Annotated in this window: 23 protein-coding genes; 9 read left to right on the top strand and 14 right to left on the bottom strand. The window is 56.4% G+C overall.

Annotation, left to right across the window (positions count from 1 at the left end; all coding sequences use genetic code 11):
* Nucleotide 1: 1 nt before the first annotated feature.
* From ACSC94_RS10335 to ACSC94_RS10305, 7 genes are all read right to left on the bottom strand, one after another.
* Complete coding sequence (locus ACSC94_RS10335) at nucleotides 2-2,245, bottom strand: ATP-dependent helicase (RefSeq protein ID WP_435640759.1); 2,244 nt, start codon at nucleotides 2,243-2,245, stop codon at nucleotides 2-4.
* Nucleotides 2,246-2,298: 53 nt separating this feature from the next.
* Nucleotides 2,299-3,354, bottom strand: coding sequence for a GGDEF domain-containing protein (locus tag ACSC94_RS10330; protein WP_435640758.1), 1,056 nt, complete (start codon nucleotides 3,352-3,354; stop codon nucleotides 2,299-2,301).
* Nucleotides 3,355-3,589: 235 nt separating this feature from the next.
* On the bottom strand, nucleotides 3,590-4,219 hold the full coding sequence (locus ACSC94_RS10325) for a TIGR00730 family Rossman fold protein (RefSeq protein WP_435640757.1): 630 nt from the start codon (nucleotides 4,217-4,219) through the stop codon (nucleotides 3,590-3,592).
* 215 nt (nucleotides 4,220-4,434) lie between these two features.
* Nucleotides 4,435-5,520, bottom strand: a complete 1,086-nt coding sequence (locus tag ACSC94_RS10320; RefSeq protein ID WP_435640756.1) for a hypothetical protein — start codon at nucleotides 5,518-5,520, stop codon at nucleotides 4,435-4,437.
* Nucleotides 5,521-5,691: 171 nt separating this feature from the next.
* Complete coding sequence (locus ACSC94_RS10315; RefSeq protein ID WP_435640755.1) at nucleotides 5,692-6,324, bottom strand: DUF5615 family PIN-like protein; 633 nt, start codon at nucleotides 6,322-6,324, stop codon at nucleotides 5,692-5,694.
* 181 nt (nucleotides 6,325-6,505) lie between these two features.
* Nucleotides 6,506-8,056, bottom strand: coding sequence for a YifB family Mg chelatase-like AAA ATPase (locus tag ACSC94_RS10310; protein ID WP_435640754.1), 1,551 nt, complete (start codon nucleotides 8,054-8,056; stop codon nucleotides 6,506-6,508).
* Nucleotides 8,057-8,180: 124 nt separating this feature from the next.
* Nucleotides 8,181-9,713 carry an FAD-binding oxidoreductase gene (locus tag ACSC94_RS10305; protein WP_435640753.1) on the bottom strand — a complete coding sequence of 511 codons (1,533 nt, stop codon included), beginning with the start codon at nucleotides 9,711-9,713 and terminating at the stop codon, nucleotides 8,181-8,183.
* Between the two features lie 115 nt (nucleotides 9,714-9,828).
* Here ACSC94_RS10305 and ACSC94_RS10300 point away from each other — a divergent pair, with 115 nt between their 5' ends.
* Nucleotides 9,829-10,464 carry a hypothetical protein gene (locus ACSC94_RS10300; protein WP_435640752.1) on the top strand — a complete coding sequence of 212 codons (636 nt, stop codon included), beginning with the start codon at nucleotides 9,829-9,831 and terminating at the stop codon, nucleotides 10,462-10,464.
* A 185-nt stretch (nucleotides 10,465-10,649) separates the two neighbouring features.
* Nucleotides 10,650-13,805 carry a CHASE domain-containing protein gene (locus tag ACSC94_RS10295; RefSeq protein ID WP_435640751.1) on the top strand — a complete coding sequence of 1,052 codons (3,156 nt, stop codon included), beginning with the start codon at nucleotides 10,650-10,652 and terminating at the stop codon, nucleotides 13,803-13,805.
* Between the two features lie 3 nt (nucleotides 13,806-13,808).
* Here ACSC94_RS10295 and ACSC94_RS10290 read toward each other — a convergent pair whose 3' ends face one another.
* The 4 genes from ACSC94_RS10290 to ACSC94_RS10275 all read right to left on the bottom strand — a co-directional run bounded on the left by ACSC94_RS10290 (nucleotide 13,809) and on the right by ACSC94_RS10275 (nucleotide 17,024).
* Nucleotides 13,809-14,177, bottom strand: coding sequence for a histidine triad nucleotide-binding protein (locus ACSC94_RS10290; protein WP_435642171.1), 369 nt, complete (start codon nucleotides 14,175-14,177; stop codon nucleotides 13,809-13,811).
* A gap of 217 nt (nucleotides 14,178-14,394) precedes the next feature.
* Nucleotides 14,395-14,982: an N-acetyltransferase family protein gene (locus ACSC94_RS10285; RefSeq protein ID WP_435640750.1), complete on the bottom strand. Its 588-nt coding sequence runs from the start codon at nucleotides 14,980-14,982 to the stop codon at nucleotides 14,395-14,397.
* 215 nt (nucleotides 14,983-15,197) lie between these two features.
* Nucleotides 15,198-15,548 (bottom strand): hypothetical protein, encoded by a 351-nt coding sequence (locus ACSC94_RS10280; RefSeq protein ID WP_435640749.1) that lies wholly within the window; start codon nucleotides 15,546-15,548, stop codon nucleotides 15,198-15,200.
* Between the two features lie 399 nt (nucleotides 15,549-15,947).
* Nucleotides 15,948-17,024, bottom strand: a complete 1,077-nt coding sequence (locus tag ACSC94_RS10275) for a TerC family protein (protein ID WP_435640748.1) — start codon at nucleotides 17,022-17,024, stop codon at nucleotides 15,948-15,950.
* Between the two features lie 191 nt (nucleotides 17,025-17,215).
* Between ACSC94_RS10275 and ACSC94_RS10270 the strand changes: the two genes are divergently transcribed.
* From ACSC94_RS10270 to ACSC94_RS10255, 4 genes are all read left to right on the top strand, one after another.
* Nucleotides 17,216-17,698, top strand: a complete 483-nt coding sequence (locus tag ACSC94_RS10270; protein WP_435640747.1) for a GNAT family N-acetyltransferase — start codon at nucleotides 17,216-17,218, stop codon at nucleotides 17,696-17,698.
* Nucleotides 17,699-17,725: 27 nt separating this feature from the next.
* The gene (locus ACSC94_RS10265; protein ID WP_435640746.1) at nucleotides 17,726-19,195 is read left to right on the top strand and encodes a RimK family protein; all 1,470 of its coding nucleotides are present in this window, start codon (nucleotides 17,726-17,728) and stop codon (nucleotides 19,193-19,195) included.
* A gap of 417 nt (nucleotides 19,196-19,612) precedes the next feature.
* The gene (locus ACSC94_RS10260; RefSeq protein ID WP_435640745.1) at nucleotides 19,613-20,194 is read left to right on the top strand and encodes a hypothetical protein; all 582 of its coding nucleotides are present in this window, start codon (nucleotides 19,613-19,615) and stop codon (nucleotides 20,192-20,194) included.
* Nucleotides 20,184-21,344: a M23 family metallopeptidase gene (locus ACSC94_RS10255; RefSeq protein WP_435640744.1), complete on the top strand. Its 1,161-nt coding sequence runs from the start codon at nucleotides 20,184-20,186 to the stop codon at nucleotides 21,342-21,344. The genes ACSC94_RS10260 and ACSC94_RS10255 overlap by 11 nt, the downstream gene beginning before the upstream one ends.
* A 3-nt stretch (nucleotides 21,345-21,347) precedes the next feature.
* On the opposite strand, the gene ACSC94_RS10250 is transcribed toward ACSC94_RS10255, so the two are convergent.
* Nucleotides 21,348-21,860, bottom strand: coding sequence for a Smr/MutS family protein (locus ACSC94_RS10250; protein ID WP_435640743.1), 513 nt, complete (start codon nucleotides 21,858-21,860; stop codon nucleotides 21,348-21,350).
* 265 nt (nucleotides 21,861-22,125) lie between these two features.
* Here ACSC94_RS10250 and ACSC94_RS10245 point away from each other — a divergent pair, with 265 nt between their 5' ends.
* Nucleotides 22,126-22,890: a hypothetical protein gene (locus tag ACSC94_RS10245; protein ID WP_435640742.1), complete on the top strand. Its 765-nt coding sequence runs from the start codon at nucleotides 22,126-22,128 to the stop codon at nucleotides 22,888-22,890.
* A 71-nt stretch (nucleotides 22,891-22,961) separates the two neighbouring features.
* The gene (locus ACSC94_RS10240) at nucleotides 22,962-23,531 is read left to right on the top strand and encodes a hypothetical protein (protein WP_435640741.1); all 570 of its coding nucleotides are present in this window, start codon (nucleotides 22,962-22,964) and stop codon (nucleotides 23,529-23,531) included.
* A gap of 116 nt (nucleotides 23,532-23,647) precedes the next feature.
* Here the strand turns inward: ACSC94_RS10240 and ACSC94_RS10235 are convergent, their stop codons facing one another.
* Complete coding sequence (locus ACSC94_RS10235) at nucleotides 23,648-24,181, bottom strand: winged helix-turn-helix domain-containing protein (protein WP_435640740.1); 534 nt, start codon at nucleotides 24,179-24,181, stop codon at nucleotides 23,648-23,650.
* 254 nt (nucleotides 24,182-24,435) lie between these two features.
* Between ACSC94_RS10235 and ACSC94_RS10230 the strand changes: the two genes are divergently transcribed.
* Nucleotides 24,436-25,164 carry a hypothetical protein gene (locus ACSC94_RS10230; protein ID WP_435640739.1) on the top strand — a complete coding sequence of 243 codons (729 nt, stop codon included), beginning with the start codon at nucleotides 24,436-24,438 and terminating at the stop codon, nucleotides 25,162-25,164.
* Nucleotides 25,165-25,256: 92 nt separating this feature from the next.
* Here the strand turns inward: ACSC94_RS10230 and ACSC94_RS10225 are convergent, their stop codons facing one another.
* Nucleotides 25,257-25,922, bottom strand: a complete 666-nt coding sequence (locus ACSC94_RS10225) for a YggS family pyridoxal phosphate-dependent enzyme (protein ID WP_435640738.1) — start codon at nucleotides 25,920-25,922, stop codon at nucleotides 25,257-25,259.
* Between the last annotated feature and the right edge of the window lie 21 nt (nucleotides 25,923-25,943).

Below are 25,943 nucleotides of genomic sequence, written 5' to 3'. Positions count from 1 at the left end.
CTTAATCCAGCGGCGTGACGAACGAATCCATCACCCGCTTGTGCCCACCTTTATCAAACGCGATATCCAGCTTGGCCCCGTCGACATTCACAACCGTGCCCGCGCCGAACGTATCGTGCTGCACCCGGTCACCGCGCACATAAGGGTGGTCGGACAGGCTTTGCCGCGTGGCCAGTGTTTGCGCAGGAACGACCGGCGTTTGGGCCATCGTGGTGACGCGTGATGATCCACCAAAACCCGATGAATCCCAATGGCTGGATCGCCCGGACCCGTACACACCGGATTCCGCCGCAACATCGATATGGTCTTCGGGCAATTCATCGACGAAGCGCGAGGGCAAGGCGTTGACCCAGCTGCCGTACATGCGGCGATTGGACACATAGGAAATATAGGCCCGTTTACGCGCGCGGGTAATGCCGACATAGGCCAGACGGCGTTCTTCCTCCAGCCCCTTCAGGCCGTTTTCATCCATGCTGCGTTGGGATGGAAACAAGCCATCTTCCCAACCGGGCAAAAACACCGCGTCAAATTCCAACCCCTTGGCCCCGTGCAGGGTCATGATGGTGATCTGGTCATCATTGTTGCGGCCCTGATTTTCCATGACCAAGGAAACATGTTCAAGGAAGTCAGGCAGCGATTCAAATTCCGCCATGCCTGTGACCAGTTCTTTCAAGTTTTCCAGACGGCCCGGGGCCTCCGGTGACTTATCCGCCTGCCACATCGCCATATAGCCGGATTCATCCAGCACAAGGCCGGTCAGTTCCGTATGACGCATATTGTCCAGCAAGGACCGCCAGCGCGCGAAATCCGCAATCAAGCGGCGCAGCGTTTCGCGCGGTTTCGGTTTCACTTCATCGGTATCCACCAGCGTGGCAATCGCATCATACAGCGATAAATTCCGCGCCCGCGCAAACGCGATCACGGTTTGCATCGTCGTATCGCCCAACCCGCGTTTGGGTACGTTGATAATGCGTTCCAGCGCCAAATCATCACGCGGTTGCGCAATGACGCGCAAATACGCCAGCGCATCGCGAATTTCGGCGCGTTCATAAAAGCGTTGTCCGCCAACGACGCGGTATGGCACACCCAGATGGATAAAGCGTTCTTCGAATTCCCGTGTCTGGAACCCCGCGCGGACCAACACCGCAATTTGATTGAGGCGCCAGCCCTTTGTTTGCAGAGCTTCAATCTCTTCCCCGACAAAGCGGGCCTCGGCCCCGCCATCCCACAAGCCGCGCACGGCGACTTTTTCGCCATCATCGGCGTCGGACCATAATGTCTTACCAAGGCGATCTTCGTTATGCGCGATCACGCCGCTGGCCGCGGCCAAGATGTGCCCGGTGGAGCGGTAATTTTGTTCCAGCCGGATAATTTTCGCGCCCGGAAAATCCTGCTCGAAACGCAGGATGTTTCCCACTTCGGCCCCGCGCCAGCCGTAAATCGATTGGTCGTCATCCCCGACGCAACAAATATTCGCCGCCGCGCCATCACGTTGCGCCAACAGACGCAGCCACATATATTGCGCGATGTTCGTGTCCTGATATTCATCCACCATGATATAGCGGAAACGGCGTTGCCAATCGGCCAGCACATCGGCATGTTTGGGATCGCGCAGGATCGTCACCATATGCAGCAACAAATCCCCGAAATCACAGGCATTCACGGCCCGTAACCGCGTCTGATACTGCCCATAAAGCTGCACCAGCTTGCCGCCCGCCGCATCACCGCCCTCACCCGGGGGCAAGTCGGAGGGCAGGCGCGCGCGGTCTTTCCACCGACTGATCATGCCCATCATGGCGCGTGGCGCCCATTTTTTGGTGTCGATGTTCTCCAATTCCATCAATTGCTTCAGCAGGCGCACCTGATCATCGTCATCAATGATGGTGAACGCACTGGTCAAGCCAACCAGTTCCGCATGACGGCGCAACATGCGGGCAGCCAAGGCGTGGAATGTCCCGAGCCACCAGCCTTCAACCGGCGTACCACCCAGCAAGGCGGAGACGCGTTCGCGCATTTCCCCGGCGGCCTTGTTGGTGAAGGTCACGGCCAAAATTTGATTGGGATAAGCCCGCCCGGTCGTCAAAATATGCGCCAGCCGCGCGGTCAGCGCCCGCGTCTTGCCCGTACCCGCCCCGGCCAGCACCAGCACAGGCCCATCCAACGTTTCCACCGCTTCGCGTTGCGGTGGATTCAGGCCATTGAGATACGGCGGAGACGACATGTTTTCAGGGCTGTGTGCTTGCATGCGCCCACCTTAATGGCGGGCGCCGGACGGGGCAAGTCTGTGTTGAGAAGATTTTACGCGCCGCTGCTGCGTTTTCCCATCGGAGTTGGGGCGGCGGCGACTTGGTTCCGGCCATTGTGTTTTGCCGTGTACAACGCCGCATCGGCCCGTTCAATCAGGTCGGTCATATTTTCACCGCTGATATATTCGGCCACGCCGACGGACATGGTAATGCGGCCCAGTTTTTCACCGGTGGTGCGGTTGATCACGTCTTTGGTCGCAACCGCCTTGCGCAGGTTATTTCCAACAGCCACCCCCGCCGTCAGGTTCGTATCGGGCAAGATAATCGCAAATTCTTCGCCGCCGTAACGCGCGGCAATGTCCTTGCCCTTGACCCCTTCGATCAGGGTGCGGGCAACAAGGCGCAGAACCTGGTCACCCACCTGGTGACCATAATTGTCGTTGAACGATTTGAAGTGGTCGATATCCACCATCAGCAGGGTGAAAGACCCCTGTTCGCTTTGCGTGTCGCTGCTGACCCGGTCCAAGGCGGCGTCGAACGCCTTGCGGTTGGCGAGGCCAGTCAGACCGTCGGTCATCGCCTCTTTCCGCACCTGTTCCAGATCGCGCTGCAATTCTTCCATCAAGGTGGAAGATTGTTCCAGTTCATGTTCCAGCTTGTGGTTATGTTCCAGCATTTTCTGCGTGTCGGTGATGACACCGGAGACCAGATTGCGCATCTCGTCCACGGTTTTGGCGCCGCCCATTTTTTTGGATACATCTTCCAGCGTGCCGCTATAGGACGTGGTGGCGTTTTTCACATCGCGCACGGCCCCGGTCACGTTTTTAATGGTCGCCTTCACCTGATCACCGGCCCGGCGGATCATTTCCTCGTTCCGCGCATCGCTCAGGAATCGCGTATGTAGATCGCGGCAGCGGTCTTCGGTAATTTTCTGACGGTTGGATACGAGAATATCCAGCGCGCGCGTCACCTCGGGGCTGATCCCAGCGTAGTAGACGTACCACAGCTCGTAAATATCCGGTGACGGCGCCAATCCCTCGTCGAGGATGCGCGTCATGGCTTTTTCGGCAAATTCCCGGGCCTGATGTGCTTCGTGCGGATAGTTCACGCGGTTTGGTCCTGAATAAAAAGATGAAACGAAGAAGAATATGGTACCAGTCGAGCCCGCCGCATCAAAAGACGCAATCTGCGAAACGGACCTTCCCCATCATGGCAGACAGGGCCTTAACAGGGCCTTAACAACCTGATTCATAACATTTTTCATAAATTCAGAGGAGCGCGCAAAACAGGCGATCCCCGCATGATTTTCGGGCGCTTTCGAGACACCCGATAGAGAACGCAGCTTAAATTAAACCTGTTTGCGCATCCATCGTTTCCGGCGGGGCGTATTGCAGGGCGGCCATGACGGCCTCGACCCGATCGGCCACCATCAGACCCGCCCGATCGGATTCACGGGCAAAGCCATTATTGATCATGTGATCGATCAGGGACAAAAGCGGTGTCCAGAAATTATTGACGTTCAGCAACACAACCGGCTTGTCATGCAAGCCCAGTTGCCGCCACGTCATGATTTCAAAAAATTCATCCAATGTGCCCAGCCCGCCGCTCAACACCACGAAGGCATCGGCGCGATCAACCATCATCTGCTTGCGTTCATGCATGGAATCAACGACATGCAATTCGGTCAGTTCGGTGTATTTTTCTTCGCGTGTTTCGATGTGGTGCGGAATGATGCCCACGGCGGTGCCGCCATGTTCCATCGTCGATTTCGCCACCAAGCCCATCAGTCCGACACGCCCACCGCCATACACCAGTTGCATGCCCGCCTCGCCCAGCGCGCGGCCCAAGGCCCATGCGGTGTCTTTATGCACCTGCGCGATATTGGAAGACGCCCCACAATAAACGCAAACATTGCGGATCGGATGGCGGGCTTTCTGGGTGGTCGTTTTATTTTGAATGGTATCTGTGGTCATTGGGCTTTCAATCAATTTGCTATTTTTCCGGGAGAAACATTACAGGGTGCGTGCGGCGTTGTACAGCCAGTGTGATCCTTTGCGCCAGCGCGCACGCACGGGAAAACGAGTCGAAAATGATGGTTTTCGAGAACCGGCGCGCAGCGTACATGAATGTACGTGAGCACCGGAAGCGCAGAAAAACGGCATTTGCAGGCCGTTTTACACAGCGTGCCTTACATCATCGCGCCGGACATGCGCATAGCCTGCCCACGCATCGCCGGATCATCCGCGCCCAGTGCATTGGCCTTGGCCACGTTATCCGCATCGGCGGCAATGCCGTTTTGCTGGCGGGCTTCGTGCAGTTTGGCGACATTCACCCCATCCAGACGCATGCTTTCATACGCCTTCATGGCCGGGGTTTGTTCAATGTTAATACGGGCGACATCGCGCAGGCCCGCACCGGACAGGCCCACACGGCCCTCGTCCATATCCATCATCGCCGTCGGATTACCAAATCCCGGGCCCTTGCTCATCTGATTGAACATGGTTTGCGATTGCGGCTGGGCGGCCCCTTGTTGTTGCGGGCCCGCCGGAGAGGACGGCGCGGAATCACCGCGGCCATAACCGGCATCGACCACATGGCCCTTGCGGTCCACTTTCGTGGTGATCAAATCACCTTGGTTCATCATGCCGAACGTGCCACGGCCCATCATGGACACCAGTTGAATGGTGGCCAAGGCGGCCCCGGCGGTCGGGCTGACCGTTGATACGGCGGCCACGGCGGCGGCCCCTTTGGCTTCACCAGCCACAAATGCACCCAGCCCACCCGGTTGATTCATGCCGCCCGGGCCATCATTACCCGCATCCAACGCATTCATGCGCTTGGTCAGATCGGCGGCCTGTTCGCGGATGTTATCCTGCGCCTGTGTGGCGGTGTTGGTTTTGGCGTGACCTTCGGCGCGGTTGGTTTCAACACCCTTCGCCACTTGGTCGTTGTTCAGTTTTTGTGTCGGGTTCCAGATCGCACTGGTCGTGGTCAACGCGGTGAATTGTTGTTTCAGATCGCGCATGTTGTCTTGCGCGGGCGCATTCTGGGTCTGGCCCGTGCCCATGGCCGCCGGGGCAAACACGCTGGCAAACGATGCCATCGGGGACGGTGTCACATTCACCTGCGCATCCATCGATGCGTTGAAATCATCAAGCCCATTCAGATCGGAATGGAGGTCAGAATGCAGATCGGCCGCGCGCATATGCACCACGCCCGCCTCCGCGCCGCGCAGGCCTTCCATCTCATTGAATTGTCCGGTTAAAACACCCACCACAGCACCCTTTTATTTATATTTCATAAGATCATAGGCTTCGAGGCCCTAAAATACTCTTAATATGACAAGCATTTTACCCCAACCTCAATCTGGGTCAAGGGCTTAGAATCCATGTGTTTTCAATGGATTGGGGTGGAAAGCAAGCCCATGCGAATCAGGCCAGATATGTCAGACGAGATATGTCAGTCCGGGCGCGCGTTTCGCCACCACCGCCCGGATCGTATCGGCGTTGCGGGTCAGAATATCCGCCACGGGATCGTGTGCATCGCGGATCATCATCACATGCAATCCATGCACCGGGTGATCGGGATTTTTGATCATGGCCAGAAAATCACTGTCCTGTGTCACGATCGCCGCGAACTGATCATGCACCGCGCGCGTGCAGATCAGCGCATCCAGCGCCTTGGCATGGACGCGATTATGCGGGGCCAGATTTTGCCGCGACAACCCTTCGGCCTCGACATGTGAACACACACCGAAATCGCGGATCACTTGCGGCAACAATGTGTAGGGAATATTTTCATCCAGCAATATCGCCTTCGGCCCCGCCGGCAAATCACACGGATGCGCCGGGTCGTCGCCAAAGCGGACGTGGTACGCCATCGCCGTTTTGATTTCTTCGGGTTTGATGCCGGGATGACGGGTAAACAACGCATCCGCATCAACCCCCGCCGCCAGATCGCGCAGCACAGGAGCCAACGCAACGCCAGAGCGGCTTAACACCACCACCCCATCGGGGGCCGCAGCCACAAGCCCAAACAAGCGGGTGAGTTTTTGATGATTGTCGGTGCGATGTCCCATTCTTTGACGGTAGAGGAAAAAGGATTGGTCCGTCAAATTTCGCGAGCCCCGCGAACGGTAAGACCCTCTCCCTAGCCCTCTCCCAGAGGGAGAGGGAACAAAAGCTGGGGCCGCACCGCCATTAAAGCCCCCCTCCCCCTGGGAGAGGGGTTGGGGAGAGGGCCTTGGCCCCATACCCTTCTCACGCGCTCGTGATATGGCCCATATGCCGATACGACAACGCCTCGGCTACATGGCCCGTTGCCACACCCCGATCCCCCGCACCGTCCAGATCGGCAATGGTCCGCGCCACGCGCAACAAGCGGTGCCAACCACGGGCGGATAATTTCATCGCCTCCGCCGCGTTCAACGCCATGGCGCGCGCCGCATCGTCCAGCGCGACAATGTCCTCCAGCTTCGCGCCGGACACATGCGCGTTTAATCCCGTCGGGCTGATATCCGCGCGCCCTTCATACCGGGCGGCCTGCACCTGCCGGGCGCGCAGCACACGCGCCGCCACCGTTTTTGTATCCTCACCACCCGGCTGATTGCCCTGCAAATCCGACAGCGCCACGGCGGGCATATCGATGCGCAAATCAAAACGATCCAGCAACGGCCCCGACATTTTCGCCTGATAATCCCCACCACAGCGCGGGGCCTTGGTGCATTCGCGGCTGGGGTCACCCAGATACCCGCAGCGGCATGGGTTCAACGCCGCCACCACCTGCACCCGCGCCGGGTACGTCACGTGGTGATTGGCGCGCGCGACCACGGCCTGCCCTGTTTCCAACGGCTGGCGCAAAGACTCCAAGGTCTGGCGCGCAAATTCCGGTAATTCATCCAGAAACAACACGCCATTATGCGCCAGTGAAATTTCCCCCGGCCTGGCCTTCGCCCCGCCACCGACCAGCGCCGGCAGCGACGCCGAATGGTGCGGGTCGCGAAACGGGCGCGTCTGCACCAACCCACCATCGGGTAACGTTCCGGCCAGCGAATGGATCATGGAAATTTCCAGCGCTTCACGCGGCGTCAATGGCGGCAAGATCCCCGCCAAACACGCGGCCAGCAATGATTTCCCCGACCCCGGCGGCCCGGACATCAATAAATTATGCCCACCTGCCGCCGTAATTTCCAACGCGCGACGCGCCGTTTCCTGCCCGCGCACCTGTGATAAATCGGGACCCATAAAACGCCCGCCATCATTCGCCGCCGCAATGCGCGCGGTCGGACGGGTCAGCACCTGCGTACCCTTCATGTGGTTGATCAGTTGCAGCAGATCACCGGGGGCCAGAATATCCAGATGCTCCCCCGCCCATGCGGCTTCGCCGCCGCACGCCGCCGGACAAATCAACCGATTGTCATTCGACCCCGCATGCAATGCCGCAGGCAACACCCCCGCCACGGACCGAATACCGCCATCCAGCGACAATTCCCCCAGCACCAGCGCATTGGCCAATTCATCGCGCGGCAAAACATCCATCGCCGCCAGCACGCCCAGCGCAATCGGCAAATCGTAATGCGACCCTTCCTTCGCCAGATCGGCGGGGGCCAGATTGACCGTCAATTTCTTCGGCGGCAATGACAAGCCCAACGCATGCAACGCCGCCCGCACCCGTTCGCGACTTTCCCCGACCGCCTTGTCCGGCAACCCAACGATGGTAAACGACGGCAACCCCGACGCAATCTGCACCTGCACATCCACAGGACAGACATCAACGCCATGAAAGGCAACGGTTTGGACGCGGGCTACCATTTGAAACCTTTTGCAGACAATTTATAAAAAACGAAGGATGAAAACGCAGTAAACAGACGTAATGAACATGGACTAAAAAGGCTATTGCGGTCAACAATGGCACAAAAAAACCAACGCTTCAGCACTATTGCACCTTTTGCCATGCCCCGTACTCTTGATAAAATTTATTTATAAAAACACCATTCGGATCGTATTTCTTTTTTAAAGAAACAAATTCATCGAAACGTGGGTAGGCTCTCTTAAGCTGGTCCCGCGTCGCGTAATTCGCATAAGTCAGATAATAAGAGCCGCCATAAAATATGCTGGTATCCACCAACTTTTGCGTCACACCCTTAAACACCGCCACATCAGATGCCGCACGTCCATGATTAATGTACAAAACAACCGCCAAAGATCGTTCATTCGCATATGACAGCATTGTTTCTGTATTACCTGGCAAGTATCGCAAAGTAGCACTTAACAGATTAATGTTATTTTCCAACATAATTTCTGCAATTTTTTCTAGAAAATCCGCGCCACGATCCAGAGGAATAAAATATTCCTGCAACACATCGGCATCATCTTTGCTGTAATAATCTATGAAACCCAACGGAGGGCGCATAGCATCATTACGCGAAATAATGTCCGGCATGCCAAAATGGTCCAGATAATTTTCTTGAACAAACCACCGCACTTGCTTGCCTAACTCACTTTTACGAGACAGATCAAACAAGACTTTTTCACCAGAAAAATATGCATTTTTCTGCACAGCATTCAGTTTAGAACCCTCGTCAGCAATACGCTTATAATTCGTCACCACACAAGTAGAAAAAAAGCCATCGCGCGTTATGTCAGGTCTTGCGTAGTGAATTTCCACATCAGATGCTTTGAAATTTTGACGTGATAGTGCCGAGACATATTCAGCACACGGGACCGAAACGCTTTCTCTTTGCAAGACTGTGTTTCCAACAACGGATAAAGACACCTCGGTAATAACACCAAAAAGGCCATACCCACCAATGGCCAAAGCAAAAAGGTCGGAATTATCGGAGCGATTCACCGTCTTTATGGAGCCATCCGCTAGAACAATGCGAAATGATCGAACACTCTCTACCAACGGACCAAACCGAGGGTCACGCCCATGAATGTTGGCCCCAAGAGATCCGCCGACTGTAAAAATATTTGAAGATTGTTGTATTCTTACGGCATACCCAAGCGGCTCAAGATAATCTTGTATCTGCGCCCACGTTGCCCCAGCCTCAACGGTCAACACGCTTTTGTTTTTATCAAAGCTTAGAATTTTTCGATATTTCGTTAGATCCAACATAATCGCATCGTCCGCCATCACATGGCCGCCCTGACTATGCCTACGCCCCGCAATTGTTATAATTTTTCCTGCATTGCGCGCTTCTATAACCTGCGCTTGAATTTCATTTTCGCTTGTTGGAAAAACAACTGCGCTAACCATCGTTTTATTTAACCCACTAACATCATCCACCTCTGTTGACGCAAACCCAACCGAAGCAACAAAACACGTGATGGCCATCAAAATTACGGTGTAAAATAAAAACCAAATTTTTCTTATCGTCACGACTAACCTATCCAAATAACCCAAAACCTCCGCCATAATCTCACAAAAACCAATCAATAAAAAGCGTGTAAAATCAAATAGTTCCATACACAAACCCCTCGTTAACCTCTTTTTCACCCGCGCTGGTCCATGGTGGGGGTGTTCGTCGGGGGACGGGCCGCGTGGCTTGGGGTCATGCGTTCAAGACAAGGGGTTTAAAAAAGTGTCTGTTTTGGGATTGAAGAGCGTGAAGGATCATTTGAGCGAACAAGAGATCATGCGGCTGCACCGTGAATTGACGGTGCCGTGTGCCGTGCATGATGTTCTGAAAGGCTTGAGCCCGCTGGATGATACCGCCACGTACGCCATGGATGTGATGATCGCGGAAATGCCGGTGGATGCGGCATTGTTGTGCGTTTCATTATCCGCGGCGCATATCGCACATGATTTAACCGGGCTGCACCCGATGGCGGGCGCGCTGGCCGTGGAGACACGCCGCATCACGCATGAATATGGTCCGACATGGTTGGCCTATGCCGATGGGCAATTGAATGACGATGCGGTCAACGCCGCGCAAACCCAATTCACCGATTCCATGGCGGAAGATTTCGAAGCGCTGGCCGATTTGCTGGATACGTGCGGCGGCGATATGCCAGGCGACAGCGATCAGGCACAATTATGCACCCTGCTGGCCGATCATGCGCGGTCCTATGCCGCGTACACCAATGCGATGGTGAATGGTGAGGATTTGGGGATCATTTACGAGGATATGGACGCCCACCCGGCCCAGTACAGCCCCGGAATTCCAAGCGGGCAAAGCAATGTAATCGCGTTTCCGGGCGCGCCGCGGCCACAGTAAGCGATTGTAAAACATGAACAAATAACGGGTGCTGGTCTCTTTAGGTCAGCACCCTATTTCTATTCTTTGATATAGGTCTCTGCAAGAATCGCGTCAGAATTAAATGGTATGATCTGTAATGCTTCCTTCAGTGTGTTTTTGGGGAGCAGTCTTTTGGGCGGCGTTTTTTATTTATTGGTTTTTTAATGCACAGTAACGACACGGCACATCCGAACGATCTGTCTGTTCTTATCCCCCGCATTGCCATGCTGGCGGCGTTGTATTTTGTCATGGGGCGGCTGGGTCTGTTCATGGCGGCACAGCCGGGATACGCCACCATCGTCTGGCCCCCGTCGGGCATCGCCATGGGCTTTATTCTGGCCTACGGCTTTCGCATGTGGCCCGGTGTTTTTATCGGGTCGTTCTTTGTCAATTTATCGCTGCAGGGCGGGCCTTTTGTCGCCATCAATCAGATTGATTGGGGCACCATCCTGCCCGCCGCCAGCGTTGGGGCCGGGTCCACATTACAATCGCTTGTCGGGCTGTTTCTGGTGCGGCGCGTATTCGGCATGGCCCCGCCCAAAATTCACACGGCGCGTCAGGGATTGCTGTTGTTCTTTCTGTGCGGGCCGCTGGCGTGCCTGACCGCGTCATCCATTGCGGTCACAACGCTGTACAGCTTCGGCCAACTGCCCGCCAATCTGGTTTTTGAAAACTGGTACACGTGGTGGCTGGGCGATTTGCTGGGCGTATTCGTGTTTTTGCCGCTGGTTTTGCTTTTTATCAATGAGTTTCGTGAAATCAGAAAATACCGCGAAGGGCTAAAACCCCTGTCCGCCCTGATCATCATGACGGTGATTGTGCCGTTGATTGTGACGTTTTACGCATGGAAAACGGCCAGCACATTCATCTACGAAAACAATAAATGGCAATTCGTGAACATGACGGCGGAAAGTGAACGCGCTTTGCTTCACCGTATCGAATCCTATTCCCACGTTTTGGTTGGTGGGTCCGGATTTTTTGGCGGGTCCGAGGATGTGTCCCGCGATGAATGGGAAACCTTTGTCGGCACGCTGGACATCGAAAACAACTTCCCCGGCATCGGCGGCATTGGTTACATTGAATACGTCCCCGAAGGACACATGGCGGAATTTTTGACCCATGTCCGCAAAACAAACCCGGATTTCAGCGTTCACCCACCGGGGCCGCAATCGGGTAATTTCATTATCACCTATATCGAACCACGCACCAAAAATGCCGAGGCCTTTGGCCTGAACGTCTCGTTCGAGAAGAAACGGTATGAGGCCGCCATCAAAGCCCGCGACACCGGCAAACCCACAATGACGCGCTCTATCGAGCTGGTTCAGGATAAGAATAGAGCGCCGGGCTTCTTGCTGTTACAGGCAATTTATAAGAAAGGAGACGAGCTGCATGACACGGTTGAGGAACGCCGTGCCAATCTGGTCGGATGGATTTATGCGCCTTTTGTCGGTAAAGAATTTTTCGATGGCCTGACCTATAGCCAGTCCAGCACGATGAATATTCGCGTCTATGACGGCATGGACACACAAGATAAAAACCTGATTTACAGCAGCGTGCCGCAAAACGGCAACCACCCGCCAATGTTCACCACCCAGCGCACGATCGACATCATGCAGCAGAAATGGACCCTTGTCTGGGAAAGCGCACCCGCTTATGAACGGGCCACATACAGCCCGACACCAACCATGATTTTGGTGGGCGGTATGATTTTCTCGGGCCTGTATGCCGCGTTTTTGTTCAACCTGTTGAACCGCACAAAAATCATTGAATCGCTGGTGCGTGAAAAAACACAGGAAGCCGAGCGCCAGAAGGAAGAAGCCATCAAGGCCGCCTCCGCCAAAGCCGATTTTCTGGCGAAGATGAGCCATGAAATTCGCACCCCCATGAACGGCGTTCTCGGGTTTATCGATATTTTACAAGATACGCCGATGGACACCGAACAACGGGCCTATCTGGAGAAAGCCAAAATCGCGGGCAATACGTTGTTGCGCGTCATTGGTGATATTCTGGACCTGTCCCGCATCGAATCCGGCAAGATCGATATCGACAGCGCTCCGTTCAATATCCGCACCGCTTTGAGCCTGTGCATCGATCTGGTCCAAGCCCGCGCGCAGGAGAAAAACCTGATACTGGATTGCGTCGTCTCCGCGCGTTGCCCGCCGGTTCTGGTCGGGGACAAATACCGCATCAAACAAATCGCCATCAATTTGCTGGCCAACGCGGTGAAATTCACCGAAGAGGGCACGATCATCCTGCGCGTGGATTACGCCAACGGCAATCTGCTGATGGAATTTGAAGACACCGGGATCGGGATTGCCAAGGACAAACTGGACGACGTGTTTGAAAACTTCGTTCAGGAAGAAACCGGCATGATGCGTCGTTATGGCGGGTCTGGTCTGGGCCTGAGCATCACGCGCCAATTGGTGCAGGTGATGGGCGGCACCGTCCGGGTTGAAAGCGAAAAAGGCCGCGGATCGCGCTTCTTCGTCACCCTCCCCATGGCCGTGGGCCAGCAACGCGAAAATAATTTCAGCACCGCGCGCCTGTCCACATCGATCAAGCCGAAAAACATTCTGGCGGTTGAAGATACGCCGCTGAACCGGGATTTGATGGACGCGTTGTTGCGCCGGGCCGGGCATAAAGTCACCCACGCCGAAAACGGGCAAGAGGCGATTGATATGCTGAAACAACGGCATGATTTCGACCTGATCCTGATGGACATTCAAATGCCCGTGATGGACGGGCTTGAAGCCACGCGCATTATTCGCGAGGAGCTGGATCTGGATCTCCCCATCATCGCCTTGACCGCGCATGCTTTGCCAAAAATTGCGCAGTCTTTTTACGATGCCGGAATGGATGATTACCTGATCAAACCGTTCGACGCCGACATGCTGTACAAAAAAATCGATGCCGTCTGCGGCCTGTGTGACCGCATGGCGAGCAATCATAACGGCATCAAAGATGCCAACGACAACGATGTCCTGTTCGATCCGGCAAAACTGGCGAATTTACGCGGGTTTTTGGGGGATGAACAAACCGGGAAAATGGTCGAAGCTTTCCGCAGTGATGCCGATGAACGGCTGGGGTCCCTGTCCGGGTTGGAGGGCGATCGCAAATCCGCCTATCAAAGCCTGCACGCGCTGGCCGCAACGGCGGGCAGCGTCGGGCTGGATCGCCTGTCCCACATGTCCCGTGATTTGATGGACAAGATCGAAGAAATGCCGGACGATGAATATCGGGACGCGGTCACTGGCCTGAACGCCGCCTATAACGATGCATTGAACCAATTGAATGATGCTGTGGGCCGCCTGCGCGCGTAAGTCTTAGGCCAGCTTTTTCGACAGCATCGGCCCCAGCACACCGCCGCCCAGAATATGGACGTGGAAATGGGGCACTTCCTGCCCACCATTTAATCCCGTATTGGCGATGGTCCGGAACCCCGTTTCATGCAGGCCCAGATCGGTGGCGATTTTTGCCACGGCGCGGTACAGGGCCGCAATTTCATCGGCACTGGCCCGCGTGCCAAAATCAGCCTGATTGATATAGGCCCCTTTCGGAATGACCAGCACATGCACGGGTGCGTGCGGGGCAATGTCGTGGAAGGCCAGCACCTGATCATCCTCATACACCCTGTTGCACGGGATTTCCCCACGCAGGATACGGGCGAAAATATTGTTGGCGTCATAGGTCATGGATGCACCCCTTTGCTGGAAACCGAACATGCCGGTCAGCATAGCGCGCAGACACCTGAATGGAAAGACGACTACGTTTTGAGTTTTACGCCCTCCCCCAGAGGGGGAGGGTTGGGGTGGGGGGATCGGATGGTGAGTGTTTTTCAACATCGCAACCCCTCCCCCTAACCCCCTCCCTCTGGGAGGGGAAAAATAGGGAAGAAGCCGGACTTAACGATCAAACCAGATCAATCTCCGGGCGCTCTTTCAGGCCCGAGGGATCAAGGACTTTGTAATAATAGCGGCCCGGAATGATTTTGCCATCCACGCGCGCATAAAACGGGTTCGTGCCAAAATGCACATAGCCCATGCTCTCATACAATTTAATGGCCACATCCTGGCTGTCACGGACGTCCAGGTTGATGGCGCTGTACCCTTCGTCGCGGGCGACCTCTTCCATCTTCTCGACCATCATGCGGGCCAGACCATGGCCACGCGCCCACGGGGCCACGAAAACGGTGGTCATGGTGACGGTGAAATTCTGGGCCTCGTTATTTTTTTGCGGTGTGATCAGTTGCGCGGTTCCGCAAATCACCCCGTCCATCCGGCCCACGAACAAAATCCGCGATGGCATGGTCATCACGCCGCGCCAATACCGTTCCAGCACTTCACGCGCGGGCAGGCGCACCCACCCGAACCCACCACCATCAGAAATGGCGGAATCGGTCGCGTCGATCAAATCATCCAGATCGCCGGGCGCCAGTTCAGTGACCAATTCCACAGTAGGGATTGGGTCGGTTGATTTCGGTTGGGGTATTTCTGTCATAGCCTCATCCACACAAAGATACTCGATTGACAGGCCCTGTTGCGGGTACGGCAGTTTTTTGGAACGGCAAACCGCTTTTGTTGCGCCGACCATACGGGGACCGTCCCATTGATTCAAACAGAAATTGTTAAACTTTCCGAAAAAATCGCCGCGCACGATGTTGTGCGCGGCAATAAGTTTTTACAGGAGAAACGTGAAAAATAGCCCTAAGACACTTACTCATACACCACAGATGAACCATCCCCTGGTTCAAAGGATACCGTGCCAGAGGCGTAGGACACCGCCGTATCACCACTGGGTGGCGACACCATGGCCTGTCCCGCCACCGCGTCCCGGGCCTCCAACATCGGAATCAGGCTGCAGCACAGGTTTTCACTGCTGCACATCGCCCGCGCCAGATCGGGGGTGGCGCAATTGACCACACGCACCGATACCGGCAGCGAGGCACTGGCCGCATGGACGGTGGAAAACCCGCCAAAAACAGCCAGAAAAACCCCGGAAAAAAGCACAAAAAACCGCATCGGCACCCGCACGCGGGCCCGTTGGTATCGAACAGATTGTTTCATGAATCGACCGTCTAAACTCTCTACCAATAACGCTTTAACACGGTGGGCGGCCCCCTTCCCGGAACTGCCCGACCAAACCCGGATCACTCTTGTCGTCCCCCGTGTGGGGGACCCGAAGCGCCAGAAGGCCGATTAGACTGCCGCTTCGCCTGCCCTGCCGAATTAAACCGGAAATGGGCATCCACCTTCATTATAGCACGGTGGTGTTTTCATATTCTCTTCAGGATACCATGAAATATAAGCCAAACCTTAAATACGGGCCGTATTTTCCGTAATTTTTTCTTCCTGCGGAATCTCAAGGCTTTAAAGGCTGAAGCAAGGGTAAAAACACGATACCGGGGTGTGTTTCTCACCCCGGTATCAGAATTTTTATTAACCATGTGGTTTGTTAATGGCGGCTCAGGTGTCCTGAGCGGCGGTCGGGCCTTTGACGTCATCCCCCGGCTTGGGGCCGATATGGACGACGCTTTCGCCTTTGAGCGCGGCATGAACCACGGCTTCGGCTTCTTTGCGGGTTTTGATCATCGAGAAGATGATACCCGAGGCCAGCAGGGTCAACGTAATCCCAAGCGACAGCACCGGCGGCAATTTAAAGCCGGCAAATTCCGCGATAAACGCCTTGGTCCCGATAAACATCAGGATGACGGCCAACGCATATTTCATGTAGTGGAAGCGGTGAATGATCGCCGCCACGGCAAAATACATCGCCCGCAAACCGACCACGGCGAAAATGTTACTGGTGTACACCACGAACGTGTTGTTGGTGATGGCCAGCACGGCGGGCACGCTGTCGACCGCGAAGATCAGATCCGCAACCTCAACCGTGACCAGCGCCAGGAACAACGGCGTTGCCACCCATCCGGTCAGGGAATCCATGCCCTTTTCCCGGACAAAGAATTTATGCCCGTGCAGGAACGGCGTCACGCGCAAATGTCTTTGCAGGAATTTCAGGAACGCGCTGTCTTCGATGCGACCCTCATCCTCATCCTTGGTCAGCAGCATTTTCAAGCCGGTAAAGACCAAGAAAGCCGCGAAGATCAGCAAGACCCATTCAAAACGGTGCACCACGGCACTGCCGACACCGATCAAAAGACCGCGCATCAGGATCACGCCGATAATGCCCCAGAACAACACACGGTGCTGGTACTGCCGCGGCACGCCGTAATAGGCGAAGATCATCGAGATTACGAACAGATTGTCGATCGACAGGCTAAGTTCAATCAGATAGGCGGTGAAATAATCCATCCCCGGATCGGACCCGAGGGAGTTCCACACCCACACACCAAACAGCAGCGCGATGACGACATACACCGCCGTCAGGCGCAGGCTTTCACGCACGCCGATTTCATGGTCCTTGCGGTTCAAGACACCAAGGTCAAAAACCAGCAGCGTTAGCACGATGCCCAGAAACGCACCCCACATCCAGACCGGATGACCGAGTGCGGTTTGCGTAAAGAAATCCAAAAGAGTGTCCATCAACACAAAACCCCAGCCGCAGGACCGCCATGACCTGCTGTCACGTCCCCCCGGCTTTGTTAAGAATGCACATTGTCCCGCTGCCATACTGGCGCGGAATGTGGGCCAGTTTATGGCATTTACGACGATCTTGCCAGCCCGCACGCAACGCTGTATTTTTCATAGACCAAACTCTTTTTGATGAGTATTTCATGCCCCCTTCTCGCCCCCCATCCCGTTCTGCCGCGCCCGTAACCCTGCGCCGCGCCAAACCATCCGACCGCGATGGGTTGCTGGCGATGGAAATGCGCAATTTTGCCCATGACCAGCTCAGCCCCCGGCAGATGGCCAGCCACATCACCAACCCCAACGCCGCCTTCTGGGTTGCGGTGGATGGGCAGACCGGGGATCTGTGCGGGTATGTGCTGGTGTTTTTCCACGCCGTGCGCGGGGCGCGGATTTATTCCGTCGTGGCGGACAAGGCACACCGGGGCAAGGGCATCGGCCGGGCGCTGATGACCAAGGCCATCGCCGTGACCAAAGCCCGCAAGACGCCGCGCCTGTGGCTGGAGGTACGCACCCGCAACAAAACCGCCATCGCCCTTTACGAAAAACTGGGGTTTGTTTCGTACGGACGCGTGCCCGCATACTATTCCGATGGTACGGATGCCCTGAAAATGCTATTGAATCTGTGATAAACACACAGGTCATAAGCGCCAGACGTGCTGAAATATATTTTAATCACCGACGAAGCCCGCGAAACGATCCCGGATCACCCGGATCGCGTCATCGTGACGCCGGATGATTTCATCGCCAACCGTCTGCACGGCATCGATTTGCATCATTGCCAGCGCGTCAAGGTTATCAATCTCTGCAGCGATTACGAGTATATGAGCAAGGGGTATTACTGCTCCCTGCTGGCGGAGGCGCGCAACATGCGCTGCATCCCGTCCGTGTCGCATATGATTCAGCTCAACTGGAAACGCAACTACCAATCCGCCCTGCCCGAATTGAACGGCGTGCTGGACCGCGTATTCAAGGAACCGGCGGATGAACCGCTGGAACGCACATATTACGTGTATTTCGGGCGCACATCGCACCCGAAACTGGACGCCGTTGCGCGCCGCGCCTTTGACCTGTTCCGCTTTCCTTTGCTGGCCATTGAATTGCACTACGGCAAGAAATGGGAAGTGAAGAATATCGAGCCGCTGGCTTTGTCCGACATTCCGGATGAAAAAATGTCGTTCATGGCCGACGCGCTAGAAAAATTCACCGGGTCGGCGTGGAGCAGCACAAACAACGGGAAGAAAGAAAAATACTGGATCGGTATTTTGCACGACCCCGAAGAAATGCATCCGCCATCGGATAAAAAAGCCCTGCAAAAATTCGTCAAGGCGGGCAAGGAATTGAACCTGTCGGTGGAATTTATCACCAAGCACGATTCCGCATCGATTTTGGAATATGACGCGCTATTCATCCGTGAGACCACCGCGATCAACCACCACACCTATCGTCTGGCCAACAAGGCGCAGAACGAGGGCATCCCGGTTATCGATGATCCGCAATCCATTATCCGCTGCTGTAACAAGGTGTTTTTGTTTGAGCTGTTGAGCGCGAACAAGGTGCCAACACCCAAAACCACCATTATCGACAAGCGCACGGAACGCAAAATCCGCGACACGCTGACCTATCCGGCGGTGCTGAAAATTCCCGACGGCGCGTTCAGCCAAGGCGTGGTGAAGGCCGAAAACCCCGAAGATTTCGACCGCATGGCGCGCGAGTTGTTGAAAAAATCAGAAGTCATTCTGGCGCAGGAATTTATCCAGTCGGATTTCGACTGGCGCATCGGCGTGCTGAATGGTGAGGCGATTTTCGCCTGTAAATATTTCATGGCCAAGGGCCACTGGCAGATTTACCAGCATCTGGACGAACATAATTTCCAAGACGGCGACCACATCACCATCGCGATCGAAGACGCCCCGGAAAAAGTCGTCAAAATCGCCACCAAGGCCGCCAGCCTGATCGGCAAGGGCTTGTATGGCGTCGATTTGAAGGAAACCAAGGACGGCGTCTACGTCATCGAAGTCAACGACAACCCCAGCATCGATTCCGGGGTCGAAGACGGCTATCTGGGCGATGCCCTGTACCGCAAGATCATGCAGCATTTTATTACGCTGATCGAAGCGGAATGATGCAGCGCAACCGCACCTGAACACGCCCCCACCGACTCCCTCATCATACCGGCGAAGGCCGGTATATGCACCGTCCTGTAAGTGTTTGAACCGCGACGGACGCAAAGGACGCGACGGGTTTTGTGCCCTGTTTTCCCGTTTCAGCATTCCCGCGAAAGCGGGAATCCACACGCCCCATCCATTGGATTCCCGCTTTCGCGGGAATGCCCAGTGGTGGGGGTTGGTGAAAACGTCGCGTCCTTTGCGTCCGTCGCGGTTCAAATTTTTCTTAATCTCACGAAAATCCCGGCTTGCGCAGGGGCAACGAATGGTAAGGAACCCACAAATTTGACAGCCCGCCTTGCACCCCCTACTGTGCCGGACATCCTTATAAACCCTTTTATTGATTGATATTCACGCGTGTCCAAGGCGCTTGCAGTGTTTAAAAAATCAGGTCTGCCCGACCACCCGCGCCTGCGCGATGCGTTCATCGCCGCGCATGAGGCGGGGGTGGTCCATTACACGCGCAAAAACCCCCATGACTTAATCAAACGCATTGAACATCTGGAACTGCGCCTGCATGAACAGGCGATGGCAGCACGGTTGTTGTTGTCCATCAATGATGGTGTCAACCGCATACCCCGCGCCACAGAATTGTTCGTGGAGGCCGCGCGCCCCTATCGCCGCATGTCCGGCTGGGCCGCATTGGCACACGCCTTTTACGACGTGCAGATGACAACACTGCTACACAGCAGGGCCGGCCCCCTGATGGCGCGCACCCTTGGCCCCCGTACAAAAGAAGCGATGACCAGCGCCTTTATTGCGCGCTATTACCAGCTTATGAATCCGACCTATCTCTCTGAAGGCATGGGTTCAGCGCAGGCGCGGATCAATCTTCACCGCCCGCAGATTTTGCGTGGCTTTGATGCCCTGAAGGCTGATACCATGCCCGCGCCACTGGCCCAGCACGTGGCGATTATCCGCAAACTCAATCCGAATTTAATGGATCATGGCTTTTAAGCTTCTTATCGCTGTTTTTATCCTCTCGTGCAGTTTTGGCGCGCCCGCATTGGCGCAGACATCGCTGCCCGCGGCGGAGGAGCCTGCACCCGCAGAAAACGCTCCAGCAGACAACGCCCCGGCCGAAAAAATCCCGGGCCCGGCGATGGTGCAAACCCCGTCCAAGGCGCAAACACCCGCCCCAACCCCGCCTGGCCCACCCCAATTGATGATGCCAGCCGCGTGCGCGCTGGGCACCGATTGCTGGGTTGTAAATTACATCGACACCGATACCGAAAAAGACAGCGTCCGCGATTACACCTGCGGTCCGCGCACCTATGACGGGCATGATGGCACCGACTTCGCCATTCGCGACCGCGTGGCCATGGATATTGGCGTTGGCGTTGTTGCCGCCGCCAATGGCCGCGTCGTGCGTGTGCGTGACGGGCAAGACGATCAACAACCATCGGGCGAGCAGATTCAAACGATGCTGTCGTCCAATCTGGGCTGTGGCAACGGTGTCCTGATCGATCATGGCAATGGCTGGCAAAGCATTTCCTGCCACATGAAAAAGGGCAGCATCACCGTCAAGCCCAACCAACCGGTGCGCGCCGGGGAACGCATTGGCGAGATCGGGCAATCCGGTGCGGCGGAATTTCCGCATCTGCATTTCAGCCTGTTTAAAGGCGGCACGATTATCGACCCCTTCAGCGGCGAGGCCATTGACGGTGGCTGTGGCGGCACGCCGCAACCGCTGTGGCTGATGGGCCTCAGCCTGCCTTATGAACCCGTCGCCTTGTATGCGGGCGGGTTCGCGCCGGGTGAACCCGTGCTGGATGGCCTGCGCATTGATGCAACCGGGGCCGCCACCGTGCGGGCCGATGCCCCGGCTTTGTCGTTCTGGGTTGGTATTTACGGTGTGCGCGAAGGGGATGTGATCCGCATGACCATCACCGATCCGCTGGGCCGCATTTTCGCCAGCCGCAATATCACCCAAGATAAAACCCGCGCCCGGCAATTTTACTATGTGGGGCGCAAAGTGCGCGGCACGCTGGTCCCCGGCCCGTATACGGGCACGCTGACGCTGGAACGCGCGGGCGATAACGTCAATGTCCAGAATATTTCGCGGGCCCTGGAACGCATGGTCACCGTGATTTCGGTGGAGCCTTAACGGCTATCTTTCCCTGCGCAACAGGATATAAAAAGCGCCCGTGCCGCCATCACGCGGCGTCGCCGGGCTCATTTCCAGCACGATGGCGCGCAACGGATCCTGCCGCAGCCACAACGGCAAATTCTGGCGCAGGACGCCCGGTTCATTGCGCATCCAGCCGGGCAAACCATCATCCGCATCCGCCTGCATTTTTGAATTGCCCTTGCCGGTAATCACCAGCACACAGCGTTTGCCCGCCGCATGCGCCGACAGCAAAAACTGCGTCAGGCGGGCTTGGGCCTCGGCCTGCCGCAAGCCATGCAGATCCAACCGCCCTTCAATCACCATCTGACCCTTGCGCAAGCGGTTGGCATTGCGGCGATCCAGACCCGACCCCGGCGACAGATCACGGTCCCCCCGCGCCGCAGGGGTGGCAAGAGCGGTGGCCGGAACAGGGTCCGGGGACAGAGTGGCGGTGGTGCGTGCTGGCGTATGGTCGTCCCCCTCAAAAACGGGTTTTGGACGTTTTCCGGGCAACGGCAAAACATCGCGCAGAACAAAGGCCCACAGCCCGTGGTCTTCTGCACTTAAGCCTCTGTTTTCCCTAGAGTTTCTCTTGGGTTTTTCCCCAGTTCGCCCCCCAGTTTCGGACGGAGGTTTCGGGGGCGGTTTTTTCGCCATCGCAATACATATCCCAGTTGTATTCAGAGATTATAAAAGAGATTATAGCATCATAGGATAGACACTGTCCTGCCACACCCTGCCCCGATCCGGTCTGGATTCGGTTTTGGAAATCCCGTTGATGCTCGTATCCGCCTTGCGCCTTCTCTCTTGTGTTGTGGTGTTGCTGACTCTGGTCACACCCCATCGCATGGCCTATGCGCAGGAAGATTTAATGCGGTCTTATACCGAAAGCGAGAAGGCCGCGTTTGCGTTCTACCGCCTGACCGACACGCTGCCGGATTTTCGCACATGGATCACACCGACCCAGGCCTATAAGGACGCCAAGCCCAGCCTGCGCAATGATGTCGTGCAACAGGGCACGCTGCGCCTGCAACAAGGCTTCCTGAATTTCTATGTTGAGCGCACGCCGCTGACCATCAAAAGCCCGGCCACACTGCAATTGTTTGATGCCACCGAAGCAGAGGGCAAAACGCCAGCCAGCGAACGCAAGATGGTCCTGACCCTGCCCGCCATGGGCGACCCGCTATATTTCCCGTTTAATGTCGGGGATTTGTGGCTGGGCGTGATTGTGACGGGGGTGAAGCCCACGATGAGCTTCCCGCTGGATCAGGCCAAATATGACCGGATTAAAAGCCTGCTGCGCATACGGACGTCCGCCGATAAGCGTCTGGTGCGGGCGGAAATCGTCGCCTTCGTCAAGGAAGCCGACGGCAAAGCCCCGATGGAGATTTCCGGCGTTCCGATCTTCCCCATGGTTGCCAGCCCGGTGGTTCTGGCCCTGTGGAAGGAAGACGAAGAAGACATTCTCCTGTGGGAAGATGTCTCCCCCGGCTATGTTACCAGCCGGGAACGCGACCTGATGTTGCTGTTCAGCAAGGAATAATGACGAAAAGCCCGCAAAACGCGTTATAATGAACCTGTTATAACGATGATTTTTTAAGGCTTTTTGGCGCTATGGATTCAAAACTGGACGGTGTTTTCCGCACCACATTCCGCACCACCGAGCAGACAGATTCATGGCTGGGCATCCGCCATGACGAGGATCGTGGTCAGGGCAAAAAGAAAGACGAGCGCAAAGAAGAAAGCGACGAATTTTCATTCGACGATGATGCGCATGTTTCGGTTTCAGCCTTGTATGTCTTCCTGCGCGATTTATTGATTCAAGCGGGCACCGCTGTACCAACACCACAACACGCGCAGGCCCCCACTCCGGTAACGCCCCCACCCGAAACGCCGCCGCCCAGCCCCGTGGCCCAGCAGGCCTCCATGGCCGCGCACGCCTATCAAAACACGGCGCGGCAGGGCAGCCATTCCATCTCTATCAGTGATACAGCTCCCCCGCCGCCACCCACAGTGACGGGCCCAAAGGTGGAGCTGAGCCCGGATGAAACCCGGACGATCCAGCGATTGATGAGTGATTTGGAAACACTGGCCGGACGCGGCATCACCACATTGACGATCAAGAAGGCAGATACATTCCTGCAAAGCCTGCGCGAAGCGGTGGATTTGATTTTGGTGGGCTAGGAGAAAACACTCTCCCTTGTCATTCCCGTGAACACGGGAATCCATAGTGCCTATCCGTTCGCCCGTATGGATCCCCGCTTTCGCGAGGATGACAATTGTAAGAACGGTAAAAACACTTATCCAACAATCAACCGATACCCGTCCCCATCCGTGGTCAGGATTACCGGGTCTGCCGGATCGGTTTCCAGTTTTTGCCGCAGGCGGTAAATATGCGTTTCCAGCGTGTGGGTTTCGACACCCGGCACAAAGCCCCAGACACGGTCCAGCAAATCATCCCGCGCCACCGCCGCGCCACGCGCAGCCAGCAGGACGGATAAAACATCGCGTTCCTTCTCGGTCAGGCGCGTGACAATGCCATCCGCACCGCGCAGCGCCAGATCGGCGGGCAAAAATTCAAACATGCCCAGCACGGCAGGGGCGGCCCCCACAACGCTGTGCCGCCGGATCATATCCAGCACCAAGCCCAGCCGCACACGCCGCGACCCATCCAGCATATCGGTAAGGTCCAGATCGGCGGGCATCGTGCTGATCGTCACGATCATCCCATGCCGCGCCGCTTCGCGCACCAGAACATCGCCCACCCGCCCCGGCAAGGACGGCGGCACGCGGATGGACATGGGGGGTGTTTGTGGCGATGGGGTCTGGGTCATCCCTGCATCATGCCAGAAACCGGGGCGGAACAAAACGCCGGGCAAAATTGGTCAACTGAGAGGCCAAGCCCCCGCACATACAAAAGATTATTGTTTTAAAACAATGTGTTAATAAAACACCCCAGCGGCACGATCCTTGCAAAATCACCCTGACGATTGCTCAACGAACTGGAAAAGTTTCTCCCATGATGGTGCCTGACACGATCGCCACGCCCTCTGCACTTGCGGCTTCCTCCCCGCGGGGGCAGACGGGTGTGGCCGTTTTTTCAGGCCCGCAAGCCACCAGCCACCCCACCGCAAAGCCCCGCCCTGTCTTCCGCATGGAACAGGGTGATGACCGCATGGCCGGGTCCGTTCCGGTCTGGGGTGCGCCCAAAACGGCGCAGGAAGAAACCTTGGCCGCCCTGTCCGGAGCCGGACCGGTTCAGCCGCATGTTGATGGCGCGTTGGCCTATCAAGCCGATCACAGCGTTGATCCAACCCTGCAGGGTGAAGAACCGTTTGGCTTTGGCGATCTGATCGACATTATCAATCCCCTGCAACACATCCCGCTGGTCAGCACGGCGTACCGCGAAATCACCGGGGACACGATCCGTCCTTCCAGCCGCGTCTTTGGTGGTGCGTTGTTTGGCGGGGCCGTCGGGGCCGCCGCCGGGTTGGTGAATGTGATTGTTGCCGAAGAAACCGGTGGCACCATTGACGAGCATGTCATGGCCGCGCTGAAGGATGAAGCCATTCCCAATCCCGGCCCCAATCCCGGACCCAGCCCGTCCCCCGCCCATCAATCGATTGACCAAACCGCCAGCCAGACATCCCTGGCCCAACTGGACCGCGCCGCCACCGCGCCATTGACACCACCAACACCGGAAACCCTGCTGGCCTTCAATGCCTCACAGCATTATGAAAGCGCCGCCGCGCTGGGCGATCTTGCCCCGGCAGCAGGCCATGCGGTGAAGCGGCAAGTGTGGAAATTTAACGAGTAACCCCTCACCCCAACCCTCTCCCGCAGGGAGAGGGTGTTCGATTGAGCGCGCCCACGTTCCCTCTCCCTCTGGGAGAGGGCTAGGGTGAGGGCCTATCCCCGCACCCCGAACAGCGCCGACCCCACACGCACATGGGTCGCGCCATAGGCAATGGCGGTTTCAAAATCAGCCGACATGCCCATGCTGAGATTGGGCAAGCCATACCGCCCCGCCAGATCGTGCAAAAGTTGAAAATGCGGAACCGGATCAGCGTCCACAGGGGGAATACACATCAATCCGGTGATATGCAGCCCCTGATCCCGGCATAAGGCGAGCAAACCGGGCAGATCCGCTACGGAACACCCGGCTTTTTGGGCCTCATCCCCCGTATTCACCTGAATAAAGCACGGTAAAGCCCGCTTTTGCGCCCGCATCTCCGCCGCCAGCGCATGGACCAATTTAGGGCGATCCACCGTTTCGATGACATCAAACACCGAAACCGCATCGCGCACCTTGTTCGTTTGCAAGGGCCCGATCAGATGCAGAACCAAATCCGCATACATCGCCCGCCGATCCGCCCCATGGTTTTTTCCCCACCGCGCCTGTGCTTCCTGCACCCGGTTTTCCCCGAACACACGCAGCCCCGCGCGCAAAGCCGCATCAATTTTTTCATCCGGCTGCGTCTTGCTGACCGCCACCAATTGCACAGACGAACACGCGCGCCCGCAAGCACGGGCGGCGGATTCAATGCGGGTTTGGATGGCGGCGTGGTCGATCATGGCATCAGCATAACAAAAAAG

This window comes from Micavibrio aeruginosavorus (assembly GCF_051245535.1).
Lineage (GTDB): Bacteria > Pseudomonadota > Alphaproteobacteria > Micavibrionales > Micavibrionaceae > Micavibrio > Micavibrio aeruginosavorus_D.
The sequence above is the reverse complement of the archived record's forward strand: the minus strand, read 5'-3'. Positions and strand labels throughout refer to the sequence as shown.